The organism is Aurantimonas sp. Leaf443 (assembly GCF_001425575.1).
Lineage (GTDB): Bacteria > Pseudomonadota > Alphaproteobacteria > Rhizobiales > Rhizobiaceae > Leaf443.
This window is the reverse complement of the sequence record NZ_LMRD01000007.1, coordinates 206,548-231,702: the sequence shown is the minus strand read 5'-3', so window position 1 is coordinate 231,702 and position 25,155 is coordinate 206,548. Positions and strand designations below refer to the sequence as shown.

Below are 25,155 nucleotides of genomic sequence, written 5' to 3'. Positions count from 1 at the left end.
GCGGTCATAATGAATGGGACAAGGTATTCATCGGGGGTCAGACAAGCACGGCGGACGCCCGCATCCTTGCCGGCATCGATTGCGGGCGCCGGGAGAGCGTCCAGCCGGCGGCCGCTCGCGATGGCCGCGCCGGGTGGAAGGAACTCCCGGACGAGCCCGCGGCCGACCGGGAAAAACGGTCGCAGTCGCGGCCGCGTGCCTCAGGTGCGGGATGCCTCGGACAGGGCCAGCCGCGCACGCTCCTGCTTGCGAACCTCTTCGTAGAGCCGGGCGTCCAGAGCGTTGCGTTCCGCGATGAGTTCGAGATCGACGGCCGTCAGCCCAAGGTCGATCGGTTCGGCGGTGTTCTCGCGCGGAACCTGCGTCCGGGGAGCGCCGAGATAGTCGAGGACATCCGTCATCAGCGGTCCGAGCCCCTCGACAGTGCCGTAGAAGCCGCAGGAGGAGACGGCGGCCATCGCCTCCTCGAGAGCCCGGGTCTCGTCGCCGATCGGCTCGGTGATCAAGAGATGATGACGGTCGGACAATCCGTTCGGCTCGGCGACGTCGATATCGCCGCGAACCATGCGGGTCTGTAGATTGTCGAGGTTGGGAACTATGCCGCTGTCCATCGACCGGCGTAGACGATCCTGTCCAAATCCCTGCAATCCGACGAGCACCTTGAGTTCCGAAACGACCCGCGCGACCGGATCGCGGAAGATGACGAGTGATTTGGCGTTCTCTCCCAGAAGTCGGCCGCAGGATAGATGGTAATGTCCTCTGACGAGGCGCGGCTTGGTCGGAAGGGCGACGAAGCCGCCGACGAAATCCCCGAACAAAGGATATCCGCGAGGATGGCGAATGTCGGCGGATAGCGGATAGGTCTGATCCTCTTCGACGACCGACTCCAGCAAATAACGGACGGAGGTTCCGGCCGTCTTTGGAATATGGCAGAAATAAAGACTCTCGCCTTGAGCGGAATTCACTTTTTGGGTCGTCCTATTTTCTTATCATTTCGCTGAGATGATCGCACTTTCGGCGCGGCAATAATCGATTTTATTTCAAGGATTGATTTGACATTCAACCGAATTCGCCGCCTCGGCCGGCGGGTTCGCAGTGAGCGGACTCGGAACGCTCTTCCCTGTGCAGAGCAGAAACGTCATTCGGACATGATAGCCGGCGCACGCCATTTTCTCTACGGCTAGAGAATGCCCTGCCGACAGTCTGGGCGTGCATACCGACTGGAAATGCTCGTCGGCTCCGGAATTCGTCTGCCGCGGCGCCGCGCCGCGGCGAACCTTTCGCCCTCGGTCCCGTTAACGGAACATTCGAACCGTTCCAGACTGCATATCGGTCTGGCGCGAAGACCGAAGGGCCTATCCTTGACGCTTCTCACCATCAACGGGACCGGGCATGAGCTCGACCTCGACCCGCGCACGTCGCTGCTCGATGCGCTGCGCGAACATCTCCACCTCACCGGCACGAAGAAGGGCTGCGACCACGGCCAGTGCGGGGCCTGCACCGTCCTCGTGAACGGGCGCCGCATCAATTCCTGCCTGACGCTGGCCGTTATGCACGACGGCGACGAGATCACCACGATCGAGGGGCTCGGCCAGCCGGGCGACCTGCATCCGATGCAGGAGAGCTTCCTCCACCATGACGGCTATCAGTGCGGCTACTGCACGCCGGGCCAGATCGTATCGGCCGTCGGCATGCTGGGCGAGGCCCGCGACGGCTGGGCGAGCAACGTCTCCGGCGATCTCGAAGGCCGGCCCGAACTCTCCGACGCGGAGATCTCCGAGCGCATGAGCGGCAATATCTGCCGTTGCTCGGCCTATCCCAACATCGTCGACGCCATCCGCACCGTCGCCACCAGCGAGAAGGGCGCGGCATGAAGAGCTTCGACTATTCGCGCGCCTCGAGCGCCGCAGAGGCCTCGGCCGTCGCCGCGCAGGCCGCCACCAAGTTCATCGCCGGCGGCACCAATCTTCTCGACCTGATGAAGCTGCAGATCGAGACGCCCGAGCGCCTCGTCGACATCACGCGCCTGCCGCTGAAGGACATTGAGGTCGATGGCGAGGGTGTGCGCATCGGCGCGCTCGTCACCAATTCCGATCTCGCCGCCGACGCGCGCATCCGCAAGGATTACGCCGTCCTCTCGCGCGCGCTCCTCGCCGGTGCCTCCGGCCAGCTGCGCAACAAGGCGACGACCGGCGGCAATCTCCTGCAGCGCACGCGCTGCGGCTATTTCTACGAGACCAACGCGCGCTGCAACAAGCGCGAGCCGGGCTCGGGCTGCGACGCGATGGAGGGGTTCAACCGCATCCTCGCCATCGTCGGCACGTCCGAGCACTGCATCGCCACGCACCCGTCGGACATGGCGGTGGCCATGCGCGTCCTCGACGCGTCCGTCGAGACGGTGAAGGCGGACGGCTCGAGCCGCAGGATCGCGCTCGGCGACTTCTACCGCCTGCCCGGCGACACGCCGCATCTCGAGACGGTGCTGGAGGCGGGCGAGCTCATCACCGCCATCCGCCTGCCCAAGGCGCCCGGCGGCCGGCATGTCTACCGCAAGGTCCGCGACCGCGCCTCCTACGCCTTCGCCCTCGTCTCCGTCGCCGCCGTGGTGGTGATGGAGGAGGGCCGCATGACGGATGTGCGGCTCGGCTTCGGCGGCATCGGGCCGATGCCCTGGCGCCGCGCGGAGGTCGAGGCGGTGCTGACGGGGCAGGCGCCCACGAAGGCTCTCTTCGACAAGGCCGCCGAGACGCTCCTGGCCGATGCCAGGGGCCATGGCGAGAACGATTTCAAGATCGACCTGATGCGCCGGGTTCTGCCCGCCGTGCTCGGCGAAGCGACGGGAGATGCGGCATGACCGTCCATACGATGCAGTTGAACGAGCCGATCGGCGAGACGCGTCTCGACCGCGACGTGCAGGGGGTGATCGGCCGTCCGATCGACCGGTTCGAGGGTCCGCTGAAGGTCACGGGCACCGCGCCCTACGCCTACGAGAATCTGAAGGGCGAGACGGTGGCCTACGGCTACCTCGTCACGTCCGGCGTCGGCGCGGGCAGGATCCGCTCGGTCGACGCCATGCCCGCGCTCTCCATGGCCGGCGTGCTTCATGTCGTCATGCCCGAGGACGGCGTGCGCGCCGCCGCGGATCCGAGCGACAAGAAGCCGGCCGCGATCAAGGGCGAGATCACCTATTTCGGCCAGCCCGTCTGCATGGTCGTCGCCGAAAGCTTCGAGGTGGCGCGCGACGCGGCCAAGCTCGTCACCGTCGACGTGGAGGAGACGGACGGCAAGTACGACCTCCTCGCCGAACAGCCCAACGCCTACGATCCCGGCGACAACACGATCCCCTCCACCGTGACGAAGGGCGACTTCGACAAGGCGTTCGCCGCGGCCGAAGTGACGTTCGAGGCGACCTACACGACGCCGAGCCAGAGCCATTCGGCGATGGAGCCGCACGCGGCCGTCGCGCGCTGGGACGGCGACGCGCTGACGCTCTACGGCTGCTACCAGCTCGTCTCCACCAATGTGCAGCAGATCGCAGCCGCGCTCGGCATCTCGCCCTCCAAGGTGCACATGGTGAACCCGTTCATCGGCGGCGGCTTCGGCGGCAAGCTCGGCATCGGGCCGGAATCGGTCTTCGCCGCGATCGCCGCCAAGGCGACCGGACGCCCGGTGAAGGTGGCGCTGACGCGCCAGCAGGTCTACCAGACGACCTCGCGCCGCTCCGACACGATCCAGCGCGTGCGCCTCGGCGCCACGAAGGACGGGCGCATCACCGCGATGGCGCACGACACCTGGACGGGCAACACGAAGGGCGACGAGTTCTTCGAGCCGGCCGGCATCTCCTCCATCTTCCTCTATGCCGGCGAGAACCGGCAGATCACGCATCGCAAGGCGAACGTGAACATCCTCCTCTCCTCCTCCATGCGCGCGCCCGGCGAGGCCGTGGGCATGCTGGCGACGGAGAACGCGATGGACGAGATGGCCGAGAAGCTCGGCCTCGACCCGATCGAGTTCCGCAAGCGCAACGAGCCGGAGGTCGACCCGCAGGAAGGCCTGCCCTTCTCGTCGCGCAAGCTGGTGGAGTGCATGGACATCGGCGCCAGGCGCTTCGGCTGGGAGAAGCGCAACACCCGGCCGGGCACGCGCCGCGAGGGTGAATGGCTCGTGGGCATCGGCATGTCCGCCGCCTCGCGCAAGAACCTCCTGCAGGAGGCCAAGGCCGACATCACCCTCTCGCCCGACGGCCGCGCCACGGTCTCGACGGACATGACCGACATCGGTACCGGCACCTATACGATCCTGCAGCAGATCACCGCCGAGATGCTCGGCCTGAAGATCGAGAACGTAAGCGTGCAGCTCGGCGACTCCAAGCTCGCCCAGGGTCCGGGCTCGGGCGGTTCCTGGGGCGCCAATTCGAGCGGCTCGGCGGTCTTCACGGCCTGCGAGGGCATCGTGGAGGCCATCGCCAAGAAGCTCGGCGTCCCGGCCGACGACCTGACCCTGAAGGACGGCGCGGCCATCGCGGGTAACCGGCAGACGCCGCTCTCGCAGGTGCTGGCCGGCGAGGCGATCAGCGTGACCGGCCATTTCAAGCCGGGCAAGGCCTTCGAGGAGACGCATCAGGCGAGCTACGGGGCGCATTTCTGCGAGGCGGCGGTCAATCTCGTCACCGGCGAGACGCGCATCCGCCGTCTCCTGACGGTGGGCGCGGCCGGCCGCATCCTCAACGAGAAGACGGCCACCTCGCAGTGCTACGGCGGCCAGATCTTCGGCATCGGCACGGCGCTGACCGAGGAACTGGTGATCGACACGCGCACCGGCCTCATGGTCAATCACGACCTCGCCGAATACCACGTGCCGGTGAATGCCGACGTGCCGCAGCTCGAGGTCGTCCTTCTCGACGAGCGCGACCCCGCCGCCAGCCCGCTGGCCGGGCGCGGCATCGGCGAACTCGCCATTTCCGGCGTTGGCGCGGCGGTGACGAATGCCATCTACAATGCCTGCGGCGTGCGCGTGCGCGACTATCCGATGACGCTCGACAAGGTGCTGAAGGGCCTGCCCGCCCTCGACGCCGCGGCCTGACGCCGCGCGAGACCCGACGATAGGAGAAGGGGCCGGGAGACCGGCCCCTTTTTCGTGCTGGCTGCCGGCTCAGCGCCCGGCGAGAACCGCGATGGCGGCGGCGGGGGCGGCGCGGCCGATGGCGTCGCGCAAGGCCCCCGGCGCGTCGAAGAGGTCGGCCATGTCGACGACGCCGCGATCGAGGCGGGAGGCGAGGCGGGAGAGGACGGCGCGGCCGGCCCCGGCGGTGACGACGGGGGCGTCCGCCGGGATGGGCTCGCGCGAGAGGACGCGCAGGGCCGCGTCGTGGACGAGGCGCAGCTGCGCTTCCACGAAGGCCTCGGCCAGGCCCTCCCAGGCGGCGTCCGGCGCGTCGCCGGCATCGAGCCCGATCATGCGCGCGAGGCGTGCGCGCGAGGCCGGCACGGACTTCTCGCGCCCGTCCGCCGCCGGAAACAGGTCCTCGGCCTCGTCGAGCCGTCCGATCAGGCGGCGCACGTCCGCCATCGTGGCGAAATATTCGTTCATCACCCCGATCTCCGCTCCCGCGAAGGGCACGGCGCGCGCAACGCCCATGAGGGCCGTGCGCGTATAGCCCTGATAGACGAGTTCGCCCCTGGCGAGGCGTCCGTGGTCGTCGATCGCGGCGGCGCGAACGGTCCCGGCGCGCATCGGCACGATGTCGGTCGTCGTCGAGCCCATGTCGAGGAAGAGGCCGTCTTCCACGGTCTCGGCCGCGAAGGCGGCGCTGGCATGCCAGTTGGCCGAGGCGATCTCGGCGAAGACGACGCCGCTGTCGGACGGGCGCACGAAGCCGCGGGCGCCGGCATAGATCGCGGTCTCGGCGCCGAGACGCTCGGCCATCAGGGCGGCGAGGCGTTCCACGCCCTCGCGGCGCGAGGCGAAGATGTCGGAGAGTTCGCCCGTCATCGTCACGCCGTGGCGTTCCACCTCCGGCGCTTCGGCGAGGATGGCGGCGAGCGCGCCTTCCAGATGCGACAGGCCCTGCCACAGGGGCGTCGCCGCCTGCCACACCCGGATCACGCGCTCGCCCTCGCAGAGCGCGGCCTTCAGATGCGCGCCGCCCACGTCCCAGCCCATGCGTCTCACGATGTCATTCCCGGTCCGATCTGATAGGGCCTCTTCCTACCATCCCCGGCCCACGGTGCGCGACCCATGCAGATCATCCCGGTTCTCGATCTCCTCGGCGGCCTCGTGGTGCGCGGCGTGATGGGGGATCGGGCGAATTACCGGCCGATCGAGACGCCGCTGAGCCCGGACGCCGAACCGCGCAACGTGGCGGCGGGCCTGCAGGGGCTCGGGCCCTTCCCGGCCTTCTACCTCGCCGATCTCGACGCGATCGCCGGGCGCGCGCCGAACGAGGCGGCCGTCTTGGCGGTGGCGGCGCAGTGCCCGCAGGCGGAGATCTGGGTGGATGCCGGCATCCGCACGGCCCGCCAGGCGCTGGCGCTTCTCGCCGAGCCCGGCCGCGTCTGCGTCCTCGGCAGCGAGACGCTGGCCGGGCGCGGCGAGATGGAGGCGCTGGCCGGGCGCGGCGACGTCGTCCTGTCGCTCGACTTTCGCGGCGACGCGTTTCTCGGCGATTCCGCCCTTCTGGAGGATGCCGGCCTCTGGCCGGGGCGCATCGTCGTGATGACGCTCGCGAAAGTCGGCAGCGGGGCGGGACCGGACCTCGACAAGCTGACGGCGGTGAAGGCGCGGGCCGGGGGGCGGGCGGTCTATGCCGCCGGCGGCGTGCGCGGGCCCGGCGATGTCGCGGCGCTCGAGGCGGCGGGGATCGCCGGCGCGCTGGTGGCGAGCGCCCTGCATGACGGGCGCCTCGCGGGGCCTTGCAGGGCATCCTGAAGCGGCGGCCGGACCGTCGAGCGCCGCCGGCCCGCATCGCAGCCGCCAAGGGCCGGCGCCGGACATGGAAAAGGGGCCGAAGCCCCTTTTCGTCGCATCTCGCGCGGGGTCCTACTGGAACCCGAACTTGGCTGCCAATCGCCGGAGAAGGCCTGCGGGCATCGCCGGCTTCTCTTCTTCCCCGGGATGGTTCCTTGTCTAGGCGCCGGCGAAGGGATGGGCGGCGGTGCCCTTCTTCTGGACGACCTCGGCGGCCGTCGGCGTGCCGCGGACGGCGCGCTCGATGGACTCCATCGTCGCCTGATAGTTGTAGTCGCGGATCTTGGCGTCGTCCTCGGCTTCCCAGTGGATGAAGACACCCACGCAGATGAAGAGGTCGTCGGCCTCGGCGGCCGGGATGATGCCCTTCTCGACCGAGTCGGCGACGGCGCGCGCGACGGCCGTCTGGGCCGGGCCGAACATCTGGACGGCCTGCTTGGCGCCCTTGATGGTGACCTTGTTGAACATCACCGTGTTCGGCTTGCAGGGCAGGTTCGGCGCGACGACCGCCAGGAGGGTGGTGAAGCCGTCCTTGTTGTTGGTCAGCGAGTTGCAGAACGCGGCCTCGGCGGCGGAACCGCGGGGTCCGATGATCAGGTCGATATGGGCGACCTCGTTGCCGTCGCCGACCAGCGACTCGCCGACCATTACCTTGTTGATTGTTGCCATCGAGGGCTCCTCCTAATTTCGTTGACGACAGAACCGGCCGGCGGAAACCGCCTTGCCCGTTCAACGATCTCGTTCGGGATCAGTGTCGCGGCCTTCAAGTCTCCCGTCGCCGCGACCCCTCCCAACGTCGAAACTCGACGTGGACGCGGCTATCCTTGTTGCGGCATCCGCTTGCACGGACCGGTTGGCCAGATAGCTACGGGGCCGAAATGGGCCCCGCTGCGCGACAGTCAATCATCGCGGGCCCCCTTCCGCAAGGCTCTTGGCGAAAAGGCTGGCGACCGTCAGATCGGCCGAAGTGCCGGGGTTGAGGCCACGCGCCTTGAGCGAGGCGTCGAGGGCGAGCGCGCGCTCGAAGCGCGTGGCGGCTTCCTTCTCCGATATCAGGTGCTTAGCGAGGTCCGCGAGGTCGCCTCGCACCGTCTCGGCGACGCCCGCCCCGTACTTTCGCAGGATATGGCTGTCGGGGTGGCGCGCGGCGAATGCGAGGTAGGCCGTGCCCGCCGGCCCGAAGGCCGGGTCGGACAGGAGCGGGGAATCAGCGCCGGCGCCGCCGAGCGCCGGCAGGCCGGTTTCGAAGATGTCGGCATAGCCGTCGGCATACTGGCGCGCGACGAGGTCGTGGCCGGCGGCAAGGCGCATGGCCTCGACGAGGGAGATCGTCGGCGGCCGCCGGACATCGGCGCCCTCGTGGCGGCCGAGCCCGCCGGGCGAGGCGCGGGCGATGGCCTGGAAGACATGGCTGGCGTCCGCAGCGTCGAGGCCGGCGAGGACGGCCTGCGTCGCGCGGCGGAGCGCGGCGGCGCCCTGTCCGTAGCCGCCGCGCTCGGCCGCCAGCGCGAGCGGGGCGCTGAGGAGGAGGATGCCGAGATTGGTGTTGACGCCGACCGCCGCAAAGCTTGCCTCGACGCTCTCCAGCACCCGCCGGCCGACCGGGGCGCCGGGGGCGGCCAGAGACGGCGCCGAGGCCAGCGCGCTCGCCTCGAAGGTCGCCGCCTCCATGCCGTGGCCGGGCGCGAACCGATGGACGTTGCCGGGTTTCAGCGCGGCGATCTCGGCGCGGCAGGCGGCGAGGAAGGCGGCCTCGATGGCGGGCGCGGGCAAGGGGGACGCCGGCCTCACCGCGTCAGGCCGCCGCGATGGCGGCGCTGGGCGCGGTCGTTTCGAGCCGGGCCAGGAGATCGCGCACGCGGATGGCGGGAATGTCGAGCCCGGTCGCCTGTTCGAGCCCCGTCCAGGCGGGCATGGAATTCACCTCGATCACCTGCGCGCGCCCGTCCGGGTCGCGCAGGAGATCGACGCCGCAGAAGTCCGCGCCCACCGCGCGCGCCGCCGCCGCCGCCAGCGCGTCGAGCTCGGCGTCCGGCGCGATGGGATGGCCCGTCGCGCCCTGCTTGATGTTGGTGATCCAGCCCGGCGCCTCGCGCCGCATGGCGGCGACGACGCGGCCGGCGGAGACGAGGTGGCGATAGTCGCTGAAGCGCCCGTCGCGCAGCGCTCCGGCGAAGCGCTGGAGATAGTAGACGCCGGCGGCCGCCGCCGGCTCCGGCAGGTCGGCCTCGCGCTCGATCAGCGCCAGGCCCTTGCCCTGCGCGCCGAAGAGGGGCTTGAGCACCAGCGGACCGCCCTCGCGTTTCAGGATCGCGGCGGCCTCCTGCCGCGTCTCCACCACGAAGCTGCGCGGGCTCGGCACGCCGGCGCGGGCCAGGAGAAAGCTCGTCATCGACTTGTCGACGCAGTTCTCGACGGCGCGCGGGCCGTTGGAGACGGGCACGCCGAGCCTTTCCAGCGCGTGCAGGATGCCGAGCCGGCGCGTGACCTGCTCGAAGCTGCCCGCGTCCAGCGTGCGCAGGCAGACCGCATCCGGCAGGTCCTCGCCGAACTGCGGCAGCACGAGCCCGTGCCGGGCCTCGCTGTCGAAGCCGATCTCGGCGAGCTCCACCGCATGCGCTTCGGCACCCTGCGCCGCGAAGGCCTTCAGGAGATCGCGGGCATGGCGGTCGAGCGTCGCCGTGACGAGGGCGATGCGGCGCGCGCGCCGGAGGGGGGGCGCGGGGCGGAAGGCCTCAGTCAAAGGAGGCGTCGATCAGCGCCGGGTCGATCGCCCCGCCGCGGAAGGTCTCGCCCGTCTCCAGCGCCACGACGGCAACTTCTGCGGGCGAGAAGAGCATCGGGTCGATCTTGTAGAAATCGCCCTCGTACTGGCGGAAGATCTCGGCGAAGGGCGTGCCGAAATCCTTCGAGTTGCGGCTCGGCAGCTGGGCGGCCAGCTGGCGCGCCTCGTCGGCCGGGCCGGTGACGTGGAGCACGATGCGCCCGCCGTAGATCACCGCGTCGTTGGTGCGGCCCATGGCGGTGACGAAGTCGGGATGCGGGGGGCTGAGCGGGGCGGTGCCCATGCCTTCCACGATGCGCGTCAGGTCGAAATGCAGCTCGTGCGCCTTGTGGAGGGCCACTTCCACGACGCGGCCGACGATCTGCACCGAGCCGGCAAGGCTCTGCGTCGGCGCGAAGAGGATGGTGAGGTTCTCCGGCGAGACGTTGCAGTCGGCGGCGATGCGGCGCACGAGATCCTCCGGCGGGGGGCTCGCCGTCTCCAGAACGAGAACCGCGTCCTCGCCCGCGTCGCCATAGGCGATGTCGGCGAAGATCGCCTCCTTGCCGGCCAGCGCGCGGGCCGGGCCCGAGCCCATCGAGAAATAGCTCGCCTCGCCTTCGCCCGACACCAGCTGCCAGCCGGCATACTGGCTGCCGAGGCAGGCGGTGACGGGATGGGCGGTGCGCACGGTGAGGGCGAAGGGCCAGCGCGGCAGGAGCGTGGAGGCCTCGATCGTCACCGCGCCGAGCCCGCCGAGGCAGATCTCGGTGAGGAGGCGGCCCGCCTCCAGACTGCCGGGAACGCCGGCGCCGCAATCGATCAGCGTCTCGCCGGCCGCGCCCGTCGAGACGGCGATCTTCAGGAGATCCGCGTCGAACCGCATCTGTTCGACGAGGGGCTGGGCGCCCCGGTTCACCGACAGTCCGTTGCCCTGTGTCATGCCGCTTTCCTCTCCAATCTCAGTCTGATGTCGGCGACCCTCGCTTCGAAGAGGGCCGCCGCGTCCCGTTCCGTGGCGCCGCTCGCAAGGATCGTGCAGAGCGGCTCGCCCGCCTGGAAGAGCGCCGGGCCGCGCGAGCGGTCGCTCGCATGGGGCGGCCAGTCGAAGCCGGCCGGCAGGCTCGCGGGAACGCCCGCCCAGGCGAGCCCCGTCGCGCGTATTTCCGCCGGCCCGGCGAAGCCCTGCGGCAGGCGACCGGCGCAGGCTTCGAGATGCAGGCCGATCAACGGCTCGGCCTCGGTGTCGAAAATGTCGATCGTCGCCCCGGCGCGCGGGTTGATCTCCAGGAGATGCAGCCCCTGCGGCCCGGCGACGAAATCGGCGCTGCAAAGGCCGGTCAGCGGCTGGAGCGCGACGACGCGTTCCAGCGCTCCGGTCATCTGCGCGCCGAGCGTGCCCGGCGGATCGAGCGGCCCGACGGCGCCGGCATAGCGGAAGGGCTCCTCCGGCGTCGGCGCCGTCCATTGCCGGGTGAAGCCGAGGACGAGAAGGCGCGTGCCGGCGGCGACGAAACCCGCCGACCAGCGCTCGCCCTCGACGAAGCGCTGGACGTAGCGCTCCGGCTCGGCCTCGCCGGCAACGGCCCCGCGCACATGGCTGCCGCCGGCCCCGCCGATCCTCTTCGACAGCCAGCCCGCCGCATCGTCCGGCGCCTCTCGGCATATCTCGGGATGGGCGACGCCCGCGCGCTCGCACAGGGCCGCGAACCTTTCCGGGTCCTTCAGCGCGCGGACCGTCGCGCCGTCATTGCCGAGGATGGGCCAGCGCTCGGCGATGCGCTCGAGAAGCGCCGGCCGGTCCTCGAAGCCGGCGCCGTAGACGAAGCCGAGCGGGGCGCGGTCCTTCGCCAGGCGCCCGAGCGCCTCGATGAGCTCTGCGTCCGAGAAGCCGTCGGGATAGTGGCCGGCCAGCGCCTCGCCCCTTGCCGCCACGCCCTCGAGGTCGAGGTCGTGGAAGAAGTCGACGGCCAGTGCGTCGAGGCCCGCCCGCTTCGCGCTCATGGCGATCTGGCGCGCCGAGAAGGCGGCGCACAGGAGGCTCGGGCGCTCCGCGCTCACGGAGCGAGCGTGCGGGCGAGCGCGAAAGCGTCGCGGAAGTCGAGCGCCAGCGGCTCGGGCGCCTCGATCATGCGTTTGAAGAGGCCCGATTCGGTCTGGTACTTCACGTTGCCGATCGCCAGCGCGCCGACGCCGAGCGCCGAGGTGCCGGCGATCTCCTTGCCGTTGTCGAAGACGTCGATGCCCTCGATGCCCGAGGGCGGCACGGCGTTGACGTCGGCGGCGGCCAGAAGCTTGCCCCCGGCCTCCTGCAGGAGCGCGGCGGTGAGGACGCGAACGCCCGCCTTGGCGGCGGCGAGCACGACGTCCGCGCCTTCCAGGACGGCCTTCTTCTCCTCGTCGGTGGCGCCGTTGACCGATGCGACGTCGACGCCGAAGCGCTGCTTCATCTCGTCGGCGCGCGCCTTCACGCGCGCCACGCCGCTATGGCCGACGAGCGTGACCTCCGCCCCTTCGAGCGCGGCGATGACGGCGGCGCAGTAGCCGACGACGCCGGTGGCGCCGAAGATGGCGATGCGCACGTCCTTCAGGGCGCGCGCCTTCTTCTCCTTCAGCACCTTCTCCACGCAGGCCACCATGGCCGCGGCGGTGGTGAAGGAGCCGGCGGGATCGGCGAAGATGTTGGTGCCGAAGGGCGGCACGAGCGCGTTCTTGGCCGCCTCGATCATGTCGAGCGCGAGCACGGCGTCGTCGCCGCCGAAGAACACGCCGGACGAGGCGCCCCAGTGCGGCGGGCGCGAGAAGATCACGTCCTGGACGAGATCGGCGACCTCCTCCAGCGTCACCGCCTCGTAGGGCACGACCGCGTCGTAGCCGGCGTCGAGCGCCATGTTCACGTCGAAGGGGCTCACATGCTTGTGGGGCGTGAGCATGTGCAGGATGTTCTTCTGGGCCATGGATTCGTCTCCTCCGCTGATGACGATTGGGGCGTCGAGCCGTCGGCGGCTCGTTCGGGAAAGGACCGTTGCGGTCCTTCCCGTCTGTCGCGGGCCTCCCGCCCGCGACGGGCGTTCAGGTCTGGCCGGCCGCGAGGCGCGGGCGGTGCGTCTTCACGCCGGCGCCGTGGTTGCGCCCGCGCACGACGCGGATTTCGAGGCCCGGCTCCAGCGGCCCGAGCCGCGCGACCATGGCCCGCGCCTCGGCCTCGCCGGGCGCGAAGGCGAAGCCCGTCGGGCCCCAGGAGCTCTGGCCGATGCCCTCGGCGCCGAAGCCTTCGAGCGCCGCGCAGGCGCTGGCGACGGCGGGGCTGGTGAAGACGCCGCCCTGCGCCGGGGCGAAATGGGCGCCGACCATCGCCTGGACCGTCGCGATGGCCGCGCCGAAGCCGGCGAGGTCGCGCTCGGCGAGGCTGGGCAGGGCCTGCATCAGGACGAGGCGGCAGATCTCGGCGGTCGCGCTCTCGGGAAAGGGCGGCAGGGCGGCGAAGGCTTCGAGCTCGTCGGCGCCGTGAAAGCCTTCGTGGCGCGTGTCGAGGACGAGGAGGACGCGCCAGTCGTCCGGGAAGGGCAGGCGCGCCACGATGGGCGGCGGCGCCTCGCCCGGACCCTTGCCGCCGTCGACGGCGACGCCGCCGAGCGTCAGGAAGCTCGCGCCGAGCCCCGAGCGGGCCCCGCGCCCGAGCAGGGCTGCATCCGCCGCGGTGTCCGGCGAAAGGCCTTCGAGCGTGCGCAGCGCCAGCGCCAGACCCAGCGCCAGCTGCGTGCCCGAACCGAGCCCGCAATGGGCGGGAATCGCCTCGTGGATCTCCACCGCGTGGGCGCCGGACAGTCCGAGCTTCGACTGGATGTCGCGAAGATGGCGGGCGGCGCGCCCGCTCTCGGGCCCCTCGACGGTATTGGCGGCGGCGCGGCGCACCGAGAGCGCCGTCGCCGGCTCGGCCAGGGCGAGCCCGATGCCGCCGAATCGGCGCGCCGAGCGCCCGCCCGGGTCGAGAAAGCCCAGGTGGAGGCGCGCGGGCGCAACGACGCTGACGAGTTCGTCGGTCAAATCGCCCCCTGCTATCCCTGTGCCCGAGCCCTATTATTGCGGCTTGATCGGTTGGCACAAGGAGAATCCGATGGCCGCACGGACCTATTCCGACGCCGAAGTCGAAGAACGGCTGAAGGCGGAGCTCCCCACCTGGCGCCTGGAGGACGGCTGGATCCGCCGCACCTACAAGACGCAAGGGTGGAAGGGGACGCTGATGGTGATCAACACGGTCGGCCATCTGGCCGAGGCCGCCTTCCACCATCCCGACCTCACCGCGTCCTATGCCTGGGTGGAGGTGCGCCTGATGAACCACGCCGCCAAGGGCATCACCGATTCGGACTTCGCGCTCGCCGCCAAGATCGAGGACGTGGTGATGTGGCAGCCCGGCCGGGAGGAGGGGCCGCTCTCGGGAACGCCCGACGACCCGCGCTTCGCCTATATCAAATACGATAAGTGACCGCCGCGCGACGCGGCCTCTTTGCGGCCGCGCGAACAGTCGCTAGGTTCGCGCCGGGCACAGAAAGCGAAGCGTCGACATGACAGCATGGATCGACGGCCGGCCGGCGGATTTCGCCGAGGCGGTCGCGACGGCCGCGAATCTGTTGCGCGAGGGCCGTCTGCCCCTCGTCACCGGGCCTTTCGGCGATGTCGCCACGACGCGGGCGGCGCTCGACGTGTCGATCCTGTGTCGCGGCGTCGCCGACCACGGCGATTCGGCCGCCGCCTACGAGGCGATCTCGGCCTTCCGGGACGCCGGCGCCTTCATGGGCACGCCCGTGGAGGTCCGCCGGCGCGCCGACCTTCTCGTCCTCGTCGGCGCGGACGCCGTCGAGGCCGCGCCCGCCCTTCTCGAATTTCTGGTGTCGCGCGCGCCCGACCTCGGCGCCGCGGCGACGCGCGGGCGGCGGATCCTGTGGATCGGCGCCCCCGAGAGGCTGCCCGACCTGCGGGACACGCCGGTGGAGGCCGTCCCCTGCGACGCCGCGCGGCTCGGCGAGGGGCTCGGCGCGATCCGCGCCGCGCTCGCCGGCCGGCGGTCCGGGGTCGGACCCATGGCCGAAGACGCGCCCGCGCGCCTCGCCGCACAGATGGGGGCAGCGGCCTTCGGCTGCGTGGTCTTCTCCGGCGGCTCGCTCTCCTCGCTCGACATCGAGACGCTGGAGGGCCTCGTCTCAGACCTCAACGCCGCGACCCGCTTCACCAGCCTGCCCGTCCTTTCCGACGGCTGCGCCTGGGGCGCGGCGCTCCTGGCGCTGTCTCGCACCGGCTTCCCGCTGCGCACGAGCTTCGGGCCAGGTCACGGCGACCACGATCCGATCCTCTTCGAGGGCGCGCGCCTCCTCGAGAGCGGCGAGGCCGATGTCGCGCTCTTCGTCTCGGCGCGGCCGCAGGACGAGGAGCCCGCCTGGTCCGGCAGCCTTCCCGTGATCGCGCTGTCGCGCGGCGCGAAGGCCTGGGCGCGCCCGCCGCGGGTGGCGTTCGCGCCGCGGGACGGCGCGGGCGGCGCCGTCTACGATCCGCTCTTCGGGAGCTTCCGCCCGGCGGACGTGCAGGGCAACGCCCCGTCCGGCGGGGTTTCGGCGGCCGCGATCCTCGGCGCCATCGCCGGGCGGCTGCGCGCGGAGGAGGGGGCATGAGGCCGAGCAGCCAGGGAGCGGCGCGATGCTGACGCAACTGAAGGGCGGCCATGTCGTCGACCCCGCGAACGGGCGCGACGGAACCGGAGACGTCTATGTCGAGGACGGCCGCATCGTCGCGGCGCCGGGCGACGGGCGCCGGCCCGACACGGTGATCGACTGCGCCGGCCTCGTCGTGATGGCCGGGGCGATCGACATCCATTCCCACATCGCCGGCGGCCACGTGAACACGGCGCGCCTGCTCCTGCCCGAGTTCGCCCGCGCCTTCCAGGCCCGGCCGGAGAAGACGCCGCTCGCAAAGGTCGGCTGGACGACGGAGGAGACGGGCCGGCGCTACGCGCAGATGGGCTTCACGCTCGTGGTGGAGCCGGCCATGGCGCCCTCCGCCGCGCTCCACACGCATCTGGAACTCGCCGACATCCCGATCATCGACCGGGCGACCCTCGTGGTGCTGGGCAACGACGATCTCCTGATGTCGATGATCCGCGACGGCGAGAGCGCCGAGGCGATCGAGGACTATGTCGCCTGGAGCGTCTCGGCCTCCAAGGCGCTCGGCGTCAAATGCATCAATGCCGGCGGCTCGGCGGCCTTCAAGGAGAATGCGCGCGCCTTCGACTTCGACGACACGGTGCCGGATTACGGCGTCTCCTCGCGCGCGATCGTCAAGACGCTCCAGCATGCGGTGACGGGGCTGAGGATTCCCCACCCCCTGCATGTCCACTGCAACAATCTCGGCGTGCCCGGCCGTTCGGCGGCGTCGGCCGAGGCGACGATCGCGGCGGCGGAAGGCGTGCCGCTGCATCTCGCCCATATCCAGTTCTACGGCTACGGCACCGAGGGCAAGCGCCACTTCTCCTCGCAGGGGGCGCAGCTCGCGGCCCTCGTCAACGCCCGGCCCGAGATCACCGTCGATATCGGCCAGGTGATGTTCGGCCAGACCGTGACGATCTCCTCCGACGAACTCCTGCAGTTCACGGGGTCGCGCGCCGCCAGTCCGCGCAAGTCGGTCATCCAGGACGCGGACGCCAACGGCGGCGGCGTCGTGCCGATCCACTACCGGCAGGCCAATTTCTACAACGCGCTGCAATGGGCGATCGGGCTGGAGATGTTCCTGCTCATCGAGGACCCCTCGCGCTGCTTCTTCACCACCGACCACCCGAACGGGGCGCCCTTCACCGCCTATCCCGACCTCTTCGCCCTCCTGATGGACCGCGAGGTGCGCGCGCGCTGGATCGCCGCCTTGCCGAAGGCGGCGGTGGCGATGACGGGACTGGCGGGGATCGAGCGCGAATACACGCTGGCCCAGATCGCGACCATGACGCGCGCCGCCCCGGCCCGGCTTCTGGGCACGCCCGACCGCGGGCATCTGGCGCCCGGCGCCGTCGCCGACATCGCGGCCTATCGGCCGGGCGGGGACAAGGCGCAGATGTTCGCCAAGGCCGCGCTTCTCCTCAAGGACGGCGAGACCGTGGTGCGCGACGGCGCTGTGGTGAAGCGCACGCGCGGTCGCACGCTGACGCTCGACACGCCGCGCGAGAAGGCGATGACCAAGCGCCTCGACCGCTGGTTCGACGAGAAATACGGCCTTCCCGCCCGCTGGTTCGAGGTCGGCGCGGGCGCGCTGTCGCAGGACGCGCCGTTCCAGGAGGTGGCATGCCGGACATGAAGGAGGCGCTGCGCGTCAACGGCGTCTCGATCGACGACAGTTTCGCCGAAGCCTTTCCGATGAGCGGGACGGCCATCGAGGTGACCGCGATCGACGAGCATTGGGCCATGCAGGCGGCGCTGGCCATGACGGGCTTCGCCACCTCCGTCATCGCCTGCGGCGTGGAGGCGGGCATCGACCGGCTCCTGTCGCCGCAGGAGACGCGCGACGGGCGGCCGGGCGTGCGCATCCTCATGTTCTCGATGGACATGGGCGGGCTGAAGAAGCAGCTCGGCACGCGGCTCGGCCAGTGCATCCTCACCTGCCCGACGACCGCCTGCTATGCCGGGCTCGAGGGCGAGGAGGCGATCGACCTCGGCTCGGCCATCCGCTACTTCGCCGATGGCTGGCAGATCTCCAAGAAGGTCGGCACGCGGCACTACTGGCGCATGCCGGTGATGGAGGGCGAGTTCCTCTGCGAGGCCAGGACCGGCGCCACGACGAAGGCGGTCGGCGGCGGCAACCTCCTGCTGATGGCCGGTTCCGTGCGCCAGGCGCTGAAGGCGAGCGAGGTGGCGGTGGCCGCGATGCGCAAGGTGCCGGGCGCGATCATGCCCTTTCCCGGCGGCATCGTGCGCTCGGGCTCCAAGGTCGGGGGCAAGTACAAGGGCATGATGGCCTCCACCAACGACGCCTACTGCCCGACGCTGAAGGGCGGGACGCAGACGGCGCTCGGCCCCGAGATCGCCTCGGTGCTGGAGATCGTCATCGACGGGCTGACCTACGAGGCGGTGGCGGACGCGATGCGCGTCGGGCTGAAGGCGGTCTGCGATCTCGGGCCGCTCGAAGGAGCGAGCCGCGTCGGCGCCGGCAATTACGGCGGCAATCTCGGCCCCCATCACTACCATCTCAAGGATCTCGCGCCATGAGCGCCCTGACCTTCAAGCTGCGCGAGGCCCCGCCCGAGCGGCTGAACCTTTCCGGGCTGACGCCGCAGGCGCTCGCCGGCCTGTCGCGGCCCGAGATCGAGCGGCTCGGCATCGGCACGACCAAGCGCGGGCTTCTCGTCGGCGACGTCTTCGACCTGTCGGGCGAGGCCGGCGAGACGCTCGCCTTCGCCGGCACGACCGGGCGCTGCGACCGCATCGGCGAGGCGCTGGTGGGCGGCGCCATCCATGTCGAGGGCGATTGCGGCACGCGGCTCGGGCGCGCCATGCGCGGCGGGACGATCGCCGTCTCGGGCTCGGCGGGGAGCCATGCCGGTTCCGGCATGAGCGGCGGTCGGATCGAGATCTCGGGGTCTGCGGGCGACTTCCTCGGCGGGCCCCTCGCCGGTGAGACCGCGGGCATGACCGGCGGCTTCCTCAAGGTCGCGGGCGATTGCGGCGCGCGCGCCGGAGACCGGATGCGGCGCGGCACGATCGTTGTCTCCGGCGCGGCCGGCCCGGATGCCGGCAGCCGGATGATCGCGGGCACCGTGATCGTCGGCCGGCGCGCCGCCGGCACGCCGGGCCGCCTGATGAAACGCGGCACGCTGATCCTGGCCGGCGGCGCGGAGCGGCTTGTCTCCACCTTCCTCGACAACGGCGTCTGCGACCTCCTCATCCTGACGCTGATGGCCCGCGATCTGGAGGCCGCCGGCCTCGGGCCGCTGCCCTTCGACGGCGCCCCGATGCGCCGCTTCGGCGGGGATACGGCGGTGACGGGGCTCGGCGAGATCTTCGTGCCGCAGGCGTGATGTCGCAGGGCCTTCCCGGCGGGCCCGACATCGATAATTCTGGTGGTCCGGGCCGGCCGCGATCCCTTCGCCGACGGCCGGACACGGAGTCGGTGCGGGCACCGTCGACTCTCCCCGATCCAGGAGAAACGGCTGCATGTTGATCGATCTCGTCCTCACCGTCTGCATGGCGGGCAACCCCGCCTCCTGCAAGGAGGAGCGCCTCACCTTCGAGAGCCGCGGCTCGCAGGCCCAGTGCATGATGCTCTCATCGCCCTATGTCGCCGCCTGGTCGGGCGACCATCCGGACTGGAAGGTGAAGAGCTGGCGCTGCGCCTGGCCGGAGGAGCGCAAGCAGGGGATCTGAGCGAGACGGACGCCGAAGCCGCGCCCTTCTCCCCGAGGGGGGAGAAGGAGGAGCGTCGCCGCCGTCGCGCCCTACCGCTCGCCCAGCGCCTTCAGCGCGATGATCGCCGCCGAGGCCCGGTTTTCGACGCCGAGCTTCTCGAAGATCGTCTCGAGATGCTTGTTCACCGTGCGCGGACTGAGCGTCAGGATCTCGGCGATGTCGCGGTTCGCCTTGCCGCGGGTGATCCACAGGAGAACCTCGGCCTCGCGGGGCGTCAGGCCGAACTGGCGGCGCAGGACGGCCTCCTCGCCCCCGTCCTCCTCGGCGGTCAGGCGGAAGAGATGCTCGTCCTCGCCGATCGTGCCGAGGAAGGAGAGCGACAGGCGCGGGCCGGCGGCGGAGGGGAGCGCGGTCGGGCCGGGGGCGGGGCTGTCCGCCGCGCCGCCCGCAAGGAAGGCGGCCAGCGGCCGCGGCAGGACGAAGCGGCCGCCTTCGCTCGGCAGGGCGGCGTTGAGGAGGCGGATCGCCTGCGGCGTCGACCAGAGGACGCGGCCCGTGCGGTCGGCGGCCAGGAGAAAGCGCCCGGCCGTGTCGAGCGCGGCGCGCGCGCTCTGGGCGGCGCGCGCATTGGCCAGATGCACGCGCATGCGCGCGATCAGCTCGTCCGGCACGATGGGCTTCGTCACGTAGTCGACGCCCCCCGATTCCAGGCCGCGCACCACGTGCTCGGTCTCCGACAGGCCGGTCATGAAGATCACCGGCACGTGGCGGAGATTGGCGTCCTCCTTCAGGCGCCGCGTCGTCTCGAACCCGTCCATGCCCGGCATCATCGCGTCCATGAGGACGATGTCGGGCGTCACCTCCGCCGCGATGGACAGGGCGGCCTCGCCTTCGAGCGCGACGAGGACGGTGGCCCCCGCCTGCTCCAGCGCCTCGGTGAGAAGACGCAGCGTGTCCGGCGAATCGTCGACGACGAGGACGATGTCGCGCGCGGGGCCGGCGGAGAGGTCAGCCATGGGTCGCGGGCTCCCGGGTCAGGCCCTCCAGCACCTGCGCGTAGGCCTTCAGGTCGAAGCGCGACAGGGGCTCGCGCAGGGCGGCGAGGAAGGGGGCGAGCGCCGGATCGGCGTCGAGGGCGGCGAGCTTCACGTCCAGGCCGCGCATGTAGCCGATGCGCCCGAGGCGCTTCAGTTCGGCGAGGTCGCCGGGCGCGGGCAGGACGATCGCGGCGGCGGGCGCCGGCGCGGCGGGCCCGGGCGCGGCGCCGCCATGCGTCCATTCGAGCGCGAGGGCGGCGGCGAGCCGGTCGAGAAGCTGGCGCAGGTCGAAGGGCTTGGGCAGCGCCCCTTGCGTGCGCGCCGGATCGTCGCCGGCTTGTCCCGGCGCTTCGCCGAGGGTCGCCGACAGCATCACGATCGCGCCGGGCTGGCCGGCCTCGCGCAAGGTCCGCGCGAGCGTCCAGCCGTCCATGCCGGGCATCTGCACGTCGAGGAGGAAGAGGTCGGGCTGGAGATCGGCGGTGAGGTCGAGCGCCGTCGGTCCGTCCGGAGCGGTCAGGACGATGAAGCCGAGCGGGCGCAGGATCTCCATCATCAGCTCGCGATGGGTCTCGTCGTCGTCGGCGACGAGGATGGTGCGGCGGGGCCCGAGATAGCCCGTCGGCAGCGCCTCGCGCGGGCCGGCCTTGGCGGGCGCGGCCACGCTGGACAGCATGACGCGCACCTCGAAGCGGCTGCCCTCGCCGAGGCGGGAGGCGGCGGTGACCTCGCCGCCCATGAGGTTGGCGAGAAGGCGCGTGATGGTGAGGCCGAGGCCGAGGCCGGGCGTGCCCCCGCGCGCCGCGCTGCCGCGCTCGAACGGATCGAAGACGCGTCCGATCTCGGCCTCGGCGATGCCCCGGCCCGTGTCCGTCACGGTCAGCGTCGCGATCTGGTTGCGATAGGCGACGGCCAGCGCCACCTCGCCCTTCTCGGTGAACTTCACGGCGTTGGACAGGAGGTTCAGGAGGATCTGGCGCAGGCGCTTCTCGTCGGTGCGCACGATCTGCGGCAGGACGGCCGGGCGCTCGAAGCGGAAGGCGAGGCCCTTGGCCTCGGCCTGCGGGCGGACCATGTCGACGAGCTGGTCGAGGAAATCGGGCAGGTTCACCTCGCCGCGCTGCAGCTGCAGGCGCCCGGTCTCGATGCGCGAGATGTCGAGGAGCCCGTCGATGAGGCCCGACAGGTGCTCGGCCGAGCGGCGGATGACGGAGACGCCGCCGCGCTTCCTGGAGGGGATGGCCTCGTCTCGCTCGAGAAGCTGGGCGTAGCCGAGGACGGCGTTGAGGGGCGTGCGCAGCTCGTGGCTCATGCCCACGACGTAGCGGCTCTTGGCAAGGCTCGCGGCCTCGGCCACCTCCTTGGCGCGCTGGAGGGCCGCGTCCGTGCGCCGGTGCGCCTCGATCTCCTTCAGGAGCAGCGTCGTCTGGCGCGCCGATTCCTCCTGCGCCACGCGCCGGCTCTCCTGCGCGAGAACGAAGAACCAGGTGGCGATCCCCGCCACGATGAGGAGCACGAAGAAGGCCGCCCAGAGCGCCTTGGCGATGATGTCGGCATCGGCGGGGCTGGCGACGCTCGCCTGGTAGTAGATGAGGCCGAGGACGATCGAGATGATGCCGGCCAGAAGCGCGAGGCTGGCGAGATAGTGGGCCGCGCGCGTGTCGACCCGGGCGCGCAGGGAGGCGGGCAGCACCGCCTTGGCCGCGCCCGCGGCCTGCGCCGAGAAGCGGGCCTGCGGCTTGCACAGGTCGTGGCAGCGCGCGTCGAGCGAGCAGCAGAGCGAGCAGATCGGCGCGGCATAGGCCGGGCAGTAGGCCATGTCCTCCGGCTCGAAGGCGTGTTCGCAGATCGAGCAGGCGATCTCGGTGCGCTCGCTCCACCGCGCGCGCGGCTTGCGCGCGAGATAGTAGCGCCCGCCCGTGGCCCAGGCGATGGCGGGCGCGGCGATCAGCGCCACGCCGAGGGCGAGGAACGGCGAGAGCGCGGCCGCCGCCTCGCCGAAGGCGCCGGAGAAGGCGAGGAGCGAGACGAGGGCGGCGAGCCCCATCGCGCCGAGGCCGACCGGGTTCACGTCGTGGAGATGGGCGCGCTTGAACTCGATGCCCGGCGGTGAGAGCCCGAGCGGCTTGTTGATGGACAGATCGGCGACGATCGTGCCGAGCCAGGCAACGGCGACATTGGCGAAGAGGCCGAAGGTCACCTCCAGCGCGTGGTAGATGCCGAGCTCCATGAGGAGGAGCGCGATGGCGACGTTGAAGACGAGCCAGACGACGCGGCCGGGATGGCTGTGGGTGAGGCGGGAAAAGAAGTTCGACCAGGCGAGCGAGCCCGCATAGGCGTTCATCACGTTGATCTTGAGCTGGCTCACCACCACGAAGGCGGCCGTCAGCCAGGCCGCGGCGACCGGCGAGGGCAGCACGAAGCCGAAGGCGACGTCGTACATATAGGCCGGCTCGATCGCGTGCTCGGCCAAAAGCCCCGAGCGCAGCGCGAGCACGGCGAGGAAGGAGCCGAAGAAGAGCTTGGGCGCGCCCAGCACGATCCAGCCCGGCCCCGCGGCGAAGAGCGCGAAGCGCCAGGAGGCCTCCGGCTTTCCCTTGCGCGCCGGCAGGAAGCGCAGGATGTCCACCTGCTCGCCGATCTGCGGCATCAGGGCGAGGATCACCGAGGCCGCCGCCCCGAACTTCAGGAGGTCGAACCCGGCGCTGCCCGCCGGCGCGTCGAGCCCGGCAAAGCCGGTCCAGGCCGCGACGGAGGCCGGGTCCTTCCAAAGGATGAAGCCGACGGGCAGGACGTTGAGGACGATCCAGAGCGGCTGGGTGGCGAGCTGGAAGCGCGAGATCCAGGTCACGCCGTGGGTGACGAGCGGGATGACGGCGAGCGCGGAGACGATGTAGCCGAGCCAGAGCGGCACGCCGAAGGCGAGCTCCAGCGCCGCCGTCATGATCGAGGCCTCCACCGCGAAGAGGATGAAGGTGAAGGTGGCGTATATCAGCGAGGTGACGGTGGAGCCGATATAGCCGAAGCCCGCCCCGCGCGTGAGAAGGTCGATGTCGACGCCGTATCTGGCGGCGTATCGGCTGATCGGCAGGCCGGTGAGGAGGAGCACGAGCGAGACGACGACGATGGCCGCCGCCGCGTTGGTGAAGCCGAAGGAGAGGGTGATCGCCCCGCCCACCGCCTCCAGCGCCAGGAAGGAGATCGCACCGATCGCCGTCTGCGAGACGCGGCTCGCCGTCCAGCGCCGGGCGCGCTTGGCGGTGAAGCGCAGCGCGTAGTCCTCCAGCGTCTGGTTCGCCACCCAGCGATTGTAGTCCCGCCGAACGGGAAGGATGCGCTGACGACCTGCCATGGTTCCTCTTTGACGGGCTTTCGAGCGTCCAAGCAAGAACCATTCCGCACTGCGGCGACAGGCCGTTCCATCATGCGCCCGGGGGAAATCGTGAAGGATACGTCAATCGACGTATACCGCCGGCTCCCCGCGCGTCCGACACTTGGCCTTGACGCGGTGCAGCAGGGGCGCCGCACCATTCGCCGAAGGGGGTCGAACCATGGGCATTCTGAAGTCACTTCGCGTGCGCGCCGCGCTCAGCACCAGCCTCGCCGCCGCCGCGCTTCTGGCCGCCGGCCTGTCGGCCGAGGCCGCCGAGGACACGATCAAGGTCGGCATCCTCCACTCGCTGTCGGGCACGATGGCGATCTCGGAGACGACGCTGAAGGACGCCATGCTCATGCTCATCGAGGAGCAGAACAAGAAGGGCGGCCTCCTCGGCAAGCAGCTGGAAGCGGTCGTCGTCGACCCCGCCTCGGACTGGCCGCTCTTCGCCGAGAAGGCGCGCGAGCTGATCAGCCAGAACAAGGTCTCGGCCACTTTCGGCTGCTGGACCTCGGTGTCGCGCAAGTCCGTGCTGCCGGTGTTCAAGGAGCTGAACTCGCTCCTCTTCTACCCCGTGCAGTACGAGGGCGAGGAGTCCGAGCGCAACGTGTTCTACACGGGCGCCGCGCCCAACCAGCAGGCCATTCCCGCCGTCGACTACCTGATGGCGCAGGGCGTCGAGCGCTGGGTGCTCGAAGGCACGGACTACGTCTATCCGCGCACGACCAACAAGATCCTCGAGGCCTATCTGAAATCCAAGGGCGTCGCCGCCGAGGACATCAAGGTCAACTACACGCCCTTCGGCTTCTCCGACTGGCAGACGGAAGTCTCGGCCATCAAGGACTTTGGCTCCTCGGGCAAGAAGACCGCCGTCGTCTCCACCGTCAACGGCGACGCGAACGTGCCCTTCTACAAGGAGCTCGGCAACCAGGGCGTCTCGGCCGAGGACATCCCGGTCATGGCCTTCTCGGTGGGCGAGGAGGAGCTCGCCGGCATCGACACGGCCCCGCTCGTCGGCCATCTGGCCGCCTGGAACTACTTCCAGTCCGTCGACACGCCGGAGAATGCCGACTTCATCGAGAAGTGGCAGGCCTTCACCAAGAACGAGAAGCGCGTCACCAACGACCCGATGGAGGCCCACTATATCGGCTTCAACATGTGGGTGAAGGCCGTCGAGGCCGCCGGGACGACCGATCCCGACAAGGTCATCGACGCGATGGTCGGCGTCTCCGTGCCGAACCTCACGGGCGGCTTCTCCTCGATGGGCGCCAACCACCACATCACCAAGCCGGTGCTGATCGGCGAAATCCAGGACGACGGCCAGTTCGAGGTCGTGGACGAGACGCCGGGCCTGGTGCTGGGCGACGAGTGGTCGGACTTCCTGCCCGAATCCGCGCCGCTGATCGCCGACTGGCGCAAGCCCATGAACTGCGGAAACTTCAACACCGAGACCGGCAAGTGCGGCGGCGCGGCCGCCTCGAACTGAGGCCTTCCGCCTGACGCCGGCCGCGCCGCGACAGCGCGCGGCCGGCACGGACCCCCGATGCCCGCCGGCTCCCACGGCGAGCGTCGCGGCGGGGCGGCCGAAGGGCCGCTCCGCCGTTCTTCCCTTCACCGCCGGCTCCTTGCAGCCGA

The 25,155-nt window shown here is 70.7% G+C and carries 22 protein-coding genes; 11 read left to right on the top strand and 11 right to left on the bottom strand.

What is annotated here, in order from left to right; genetic code table 11:
• Nucleotides 1-200: 200 nt before the first annotated feature.
• Nucleotides 201-965, bottom strand: a complete 765-nt coding sequence (locus tag ASG48_RS09320; protein WP_156381538.1) for a hypothetical protein — start codon at nt 963-965, stop codon at nt 201-203.
• A gap of 396 nt (nt 966-1,361) precedes the next feature.
• Here ASG48_RS09320 and ASG48_RS09315 point away from each other — a divergent pair, with 396 nt between their 5' ends.
• From ASG48_RS09315 to ASG48_RS09305, 3 genes are read left to right on the top strand one after another with little or no spacing between them, the layout of a single operon-like run.
• Nucleotides 1,362-1,874, top strand: coding sequence for a 2Fe-2S iron-sulfur cluster-binding protein (locus ASG48_RS09315; protein WP_348271128.1), 513 nt, complete (start codon nt 1,362-1,364; stop codon nt 1,872-1,874).
• Nucleotides 1,871-2,854: a xanthine dehydrogenase family protein subunit M gene (locus ASG48_RS09310; RefSeq protein WP_055848528.1), complete on the top strand. Its 984-nt coding sequence runs from the start codon at nt 1,871-1,873 to the stop codon at nt 2,852-2,854. Before ASG48_RS09315 ends, ASG48_RS09310 begins: the two co-directional genes overlap by 4 nt.
• Nucleotides 2,851-5,082: a xanthine dehydrogenase family protein molybdopterin-binding subunit gene (locus tag ASG48_RS09305; RefSeq protein ID WP_055848526.1), complete on the top strand. Its 2,232-nt coding sequence runs from the start codon at nt 2,851-2,853 to the stop codon at nt 5,080-5,082. Before ASG48_RS09310 ends, ASG48_RS09305 begins: the two co-directional genes overlap by 4 nt.
• A 69-nt stretch (nt 5,083-5,151) precedes the next feature.
• On the opposite strand, the gene ASG48_RS09300 is transcribed toward ASG48_RS09305, so the two are convergent.
• Nucleotides 5,152-6,162 (bottom strand): hydantoinase/oxoprolinase family protein, encoded by a 1,011-nt coding sequence (locus ASG48_RS09300; RefSeq protein ID WP_055848523.1) that lies wholly within the window; start codon nt 6,160-6,162, stop codon nt 5,152-5,154.
• A gap of 75 nt (nt 6,163-6,237) precedes the next feature.
• Here ASG48_RS09300 and ASG48_RS09295 point away from each other — a divergent pair, with 75 nt between their 5' ends.
• Nucleotides 6,238-6,927: a HisA/HisF-related TIM barrel protein gene (locus ASG48_RS09295; protein ID WP_055848520.1), complete on the top strand. Its 690-nt coding sequence runs from the start codon at nt 6,238-6,240 to the stop codon at nt 6,925-6,927.
• 198 nt (nt 6,928-7,125) lie between these two features.
• Here ASG48_RS09295 and fae read toward each other — a convergent pair whose 3' ends face one another.
• The 7 genes from fae to ASG48_RS09260 form a co-directional block, all read right to left on the bottom strand.
• Nucleotides 7,126-7,635, bottom strand: a complete 510-nt coding sequence (gene fae / locus ASG48_RS09290) for a formaldehyde-activating enzyme (protein ID WP_055848517.1) — start codon at nt 7,633-7,635, stop codon at nt 7,126-7,128.
• A 234-nt stretch (nt 7,636-7,869) separates the two neighbouring features.
• Nucleotides 7,870-8,739, bottom strand: coding sequence for a triphosphoribosyl-dephospho-CoA synthase (locus ASG48_RS09285; RefSeq protein WP_055848514.1), 870 nt, complete (start codon nt 8,737-8,739; stop codon nt 7,870-7,872).
• A gap of 22 nt (nt 8,740-8,761) precedes the next feature.
• On the bottom strand, nt 8,762-9,709 hold the full coding sequence (locus ASG48_RS09280; protein ID WP_082529374.1) for a RimK family alpha-L-glutamate ligase: 948 nt from the start codon (nt 9,707-9,709) through the stop codon (nt 8,762-8,764).
• Nucleotides 9,702-10,673: a methenyltetrahydromethanopterin cyclohydrolase gene (gene mch / locus ASG48_RS09275; protein WP_055848511.1), complete on the bottom strand. Its 972-nt coding sequence runs from the start codon at nt 10,671-10,673 to the stop codon at nt 9,702-9,704. Before mch ends, ASG48_RS09280 begins: the two co-directional genes overlap by 8 nt.
• Nucleotides 10,670-11,791: an ATP-grasp domain-containing protein gene (locus ASG48_RS09270; protein WP_055848508.1), complete on the bottom strand. Its 1,122-nt coding sequence runs from the start codon at nt 11,789-11,791 to the stop codon at nt 10,670-10,672. Before ASG48_RS09270 ends, mch begins: the two co-directional genes overlap by 4 nt.
• Nucleotides 11,788-12,687 carry an NAD(P)-dependent methylenetetrahydromethanopterin dehydrogenase gene (locus ASG48_RS09265; protein ID WP_055848504.1) on the bottom strand — a complete coding sequence of 300 codons (900 nt, stop codon included), beginning with the start codon at nt 12,685-12,687 and terminating at the stop codon, nt 11,788-11,790. The genes ASG48_RS09270 and ASG48_RS09265 overlap by 4 nt, the downstream gene beginning before the upstream one ends.
• Nucleotides 12,688-12,802: 115 nt before the next feature.
• The gene (locus ASG48_RS09260; RefSeq protein ID WP_055848501.1) at nt 12,803-13,777 is read right to left on the bottom strand and encodes a beta-ribofuranosylaminobenzene 5'-phosphate synthase family protein; all 975 of its coding nucleotides are present in this window, start codon (nt 13,775-13,777) and stop codon (nt 12,803-12,805) included.
• Between the two features lie 70 nt (nt 13,778-13,847).
• On the opposite strand from ASG48_RS09260, the gene ASG48_RS09255 reads away from it, so the two are divergent.
• The 6 genes from ASG48_RS09255 (at nt 13,848) to ASG48_RS09230 (ending at nt 19,125) form a co-directional block, all read left to right on the top strand.
• Nucleotides 13,848-14,216 (top strand): 4a-hydroxytetrahydrobiopterin dehydratase, encoded by a 369-nt coding sequence (locus ASG48_RS09255; protein ID WP_055848498.1) that lies wholly within the window; start codon nt 13,848-13,850, stop codon nt 14,214-14,216.
• 79 nt (nt 14,217-14,295) lie between these two features.
• A complete protein-coding gene (locus ASG48_RS09250; RefSeq protein WP_055848495.1) occupies nt 14,296-15,396 on the top strand; it encodes a hypothetical protein in 1,101 nt (366 codons plus the stop codon).
• A 25-nt stretch (nt 15,397-15,421) separates the two neighbouring features.
• Nucleotides 15,422-17,062: a formylmethanofuran dehydrogenase subunit A gene (locus ASG48_RS09245; RefSeq protein ID WP_055848492.1), complete on the top strand. Its 1,641-nt coding sequence runs from the start codon at nt 15,422-15,424 to the stop codon at nt 17,060-17,062.
• Nucleotides 17,050-17,970 (top strand): formylmethanofuran--tetrahydromethanopterin N-formyltransferase, encoded by a 921-nt coding sequence (fhcD, locus tag ASG48_RS09240; protein ID WP_156381537.1) that lies wholly within the window; start codon nt 17,050-17,052, stop codon nt 17,968-17,970. Before ASG48_RS09245 ends, fhcD begins: the two co-directional genes overlap by 13 nt.
• Entirely contained in the window at nt 17,967-18,779 is an 813-nt protein-coding gene (locus ASG48_RS09235) for a formylmethanofuran dehydrogenase subunit C (RefSeq protein WP_055848489.1), read from the top strand. Before fhcD ends, ASG48_RS09235 begins: the two co-directional genes overlap by 4 nt.
• A gap of 136 nt (nt 18,780-18,915) precedes the next feature.
• The gene (locus tag ASG48_RS09230) at nt 18,916-19,125 is read left to right on the top strand and encodes a hypothetical protein (protein ID WP_055848483.1); all 210 of its coding nucleotides are present in this window, start codon (nt 18,916-18,918) and stop codon (nt 19,123-19,125) included.
• Between the two features lie 71 nt (nt 19,126-19,196).
• Here ASG48_RS09230 and ASG48_RS09225 read toward each other — a convergent pair whose 3' ends face one another.
• On the bottom strand, nt 19,197-20,123 hold the full coding sequence (locus ASG48_RS09225) for a response regulator transcription factor (RefSeq protein WP_055848482.1): 927 nt from the start codon (nt 20,121-20,123) through the stop codon (nt 19,197-19,199).
• Nucleotides 20,116-23,496 (bottom strand): ATP-binding protein, encoded by a 3,381-nt coding sequence (locus tag ASG48_RS09220; RefSeq protein ID WP_055848481.1) that lies wholly within the window; start codon nt 23,494-23,496, stop codon nt 20,116-20,118. Before ASG48_RS09220 ends, ASG48_RS09225 begins: the two co-directional genes overlap by 8 nt.
• Nucleotides 23,497-23,695: 199 nt before the next feature.
• Between ASG48_RS09220 and urtA the strand changes: the two genes are divergently transcribed.
• Nucleotides 23,696-25,006 carry an urea ABC transporter substrate-binding protein gene (urtA, locus tag ASG48_RS09215; protein WP_055848480.1) on the top strand — a complete coding sequence of 437 codons (1,311 nt, stop codon included), beginning with the start codon at nt 23,696-23,698 and terminating at the stop codon, nt 25,004-25,006.
• The last annotated feature ends 149 nt before the right edge of the window (nt 25,007-25,155 follow it).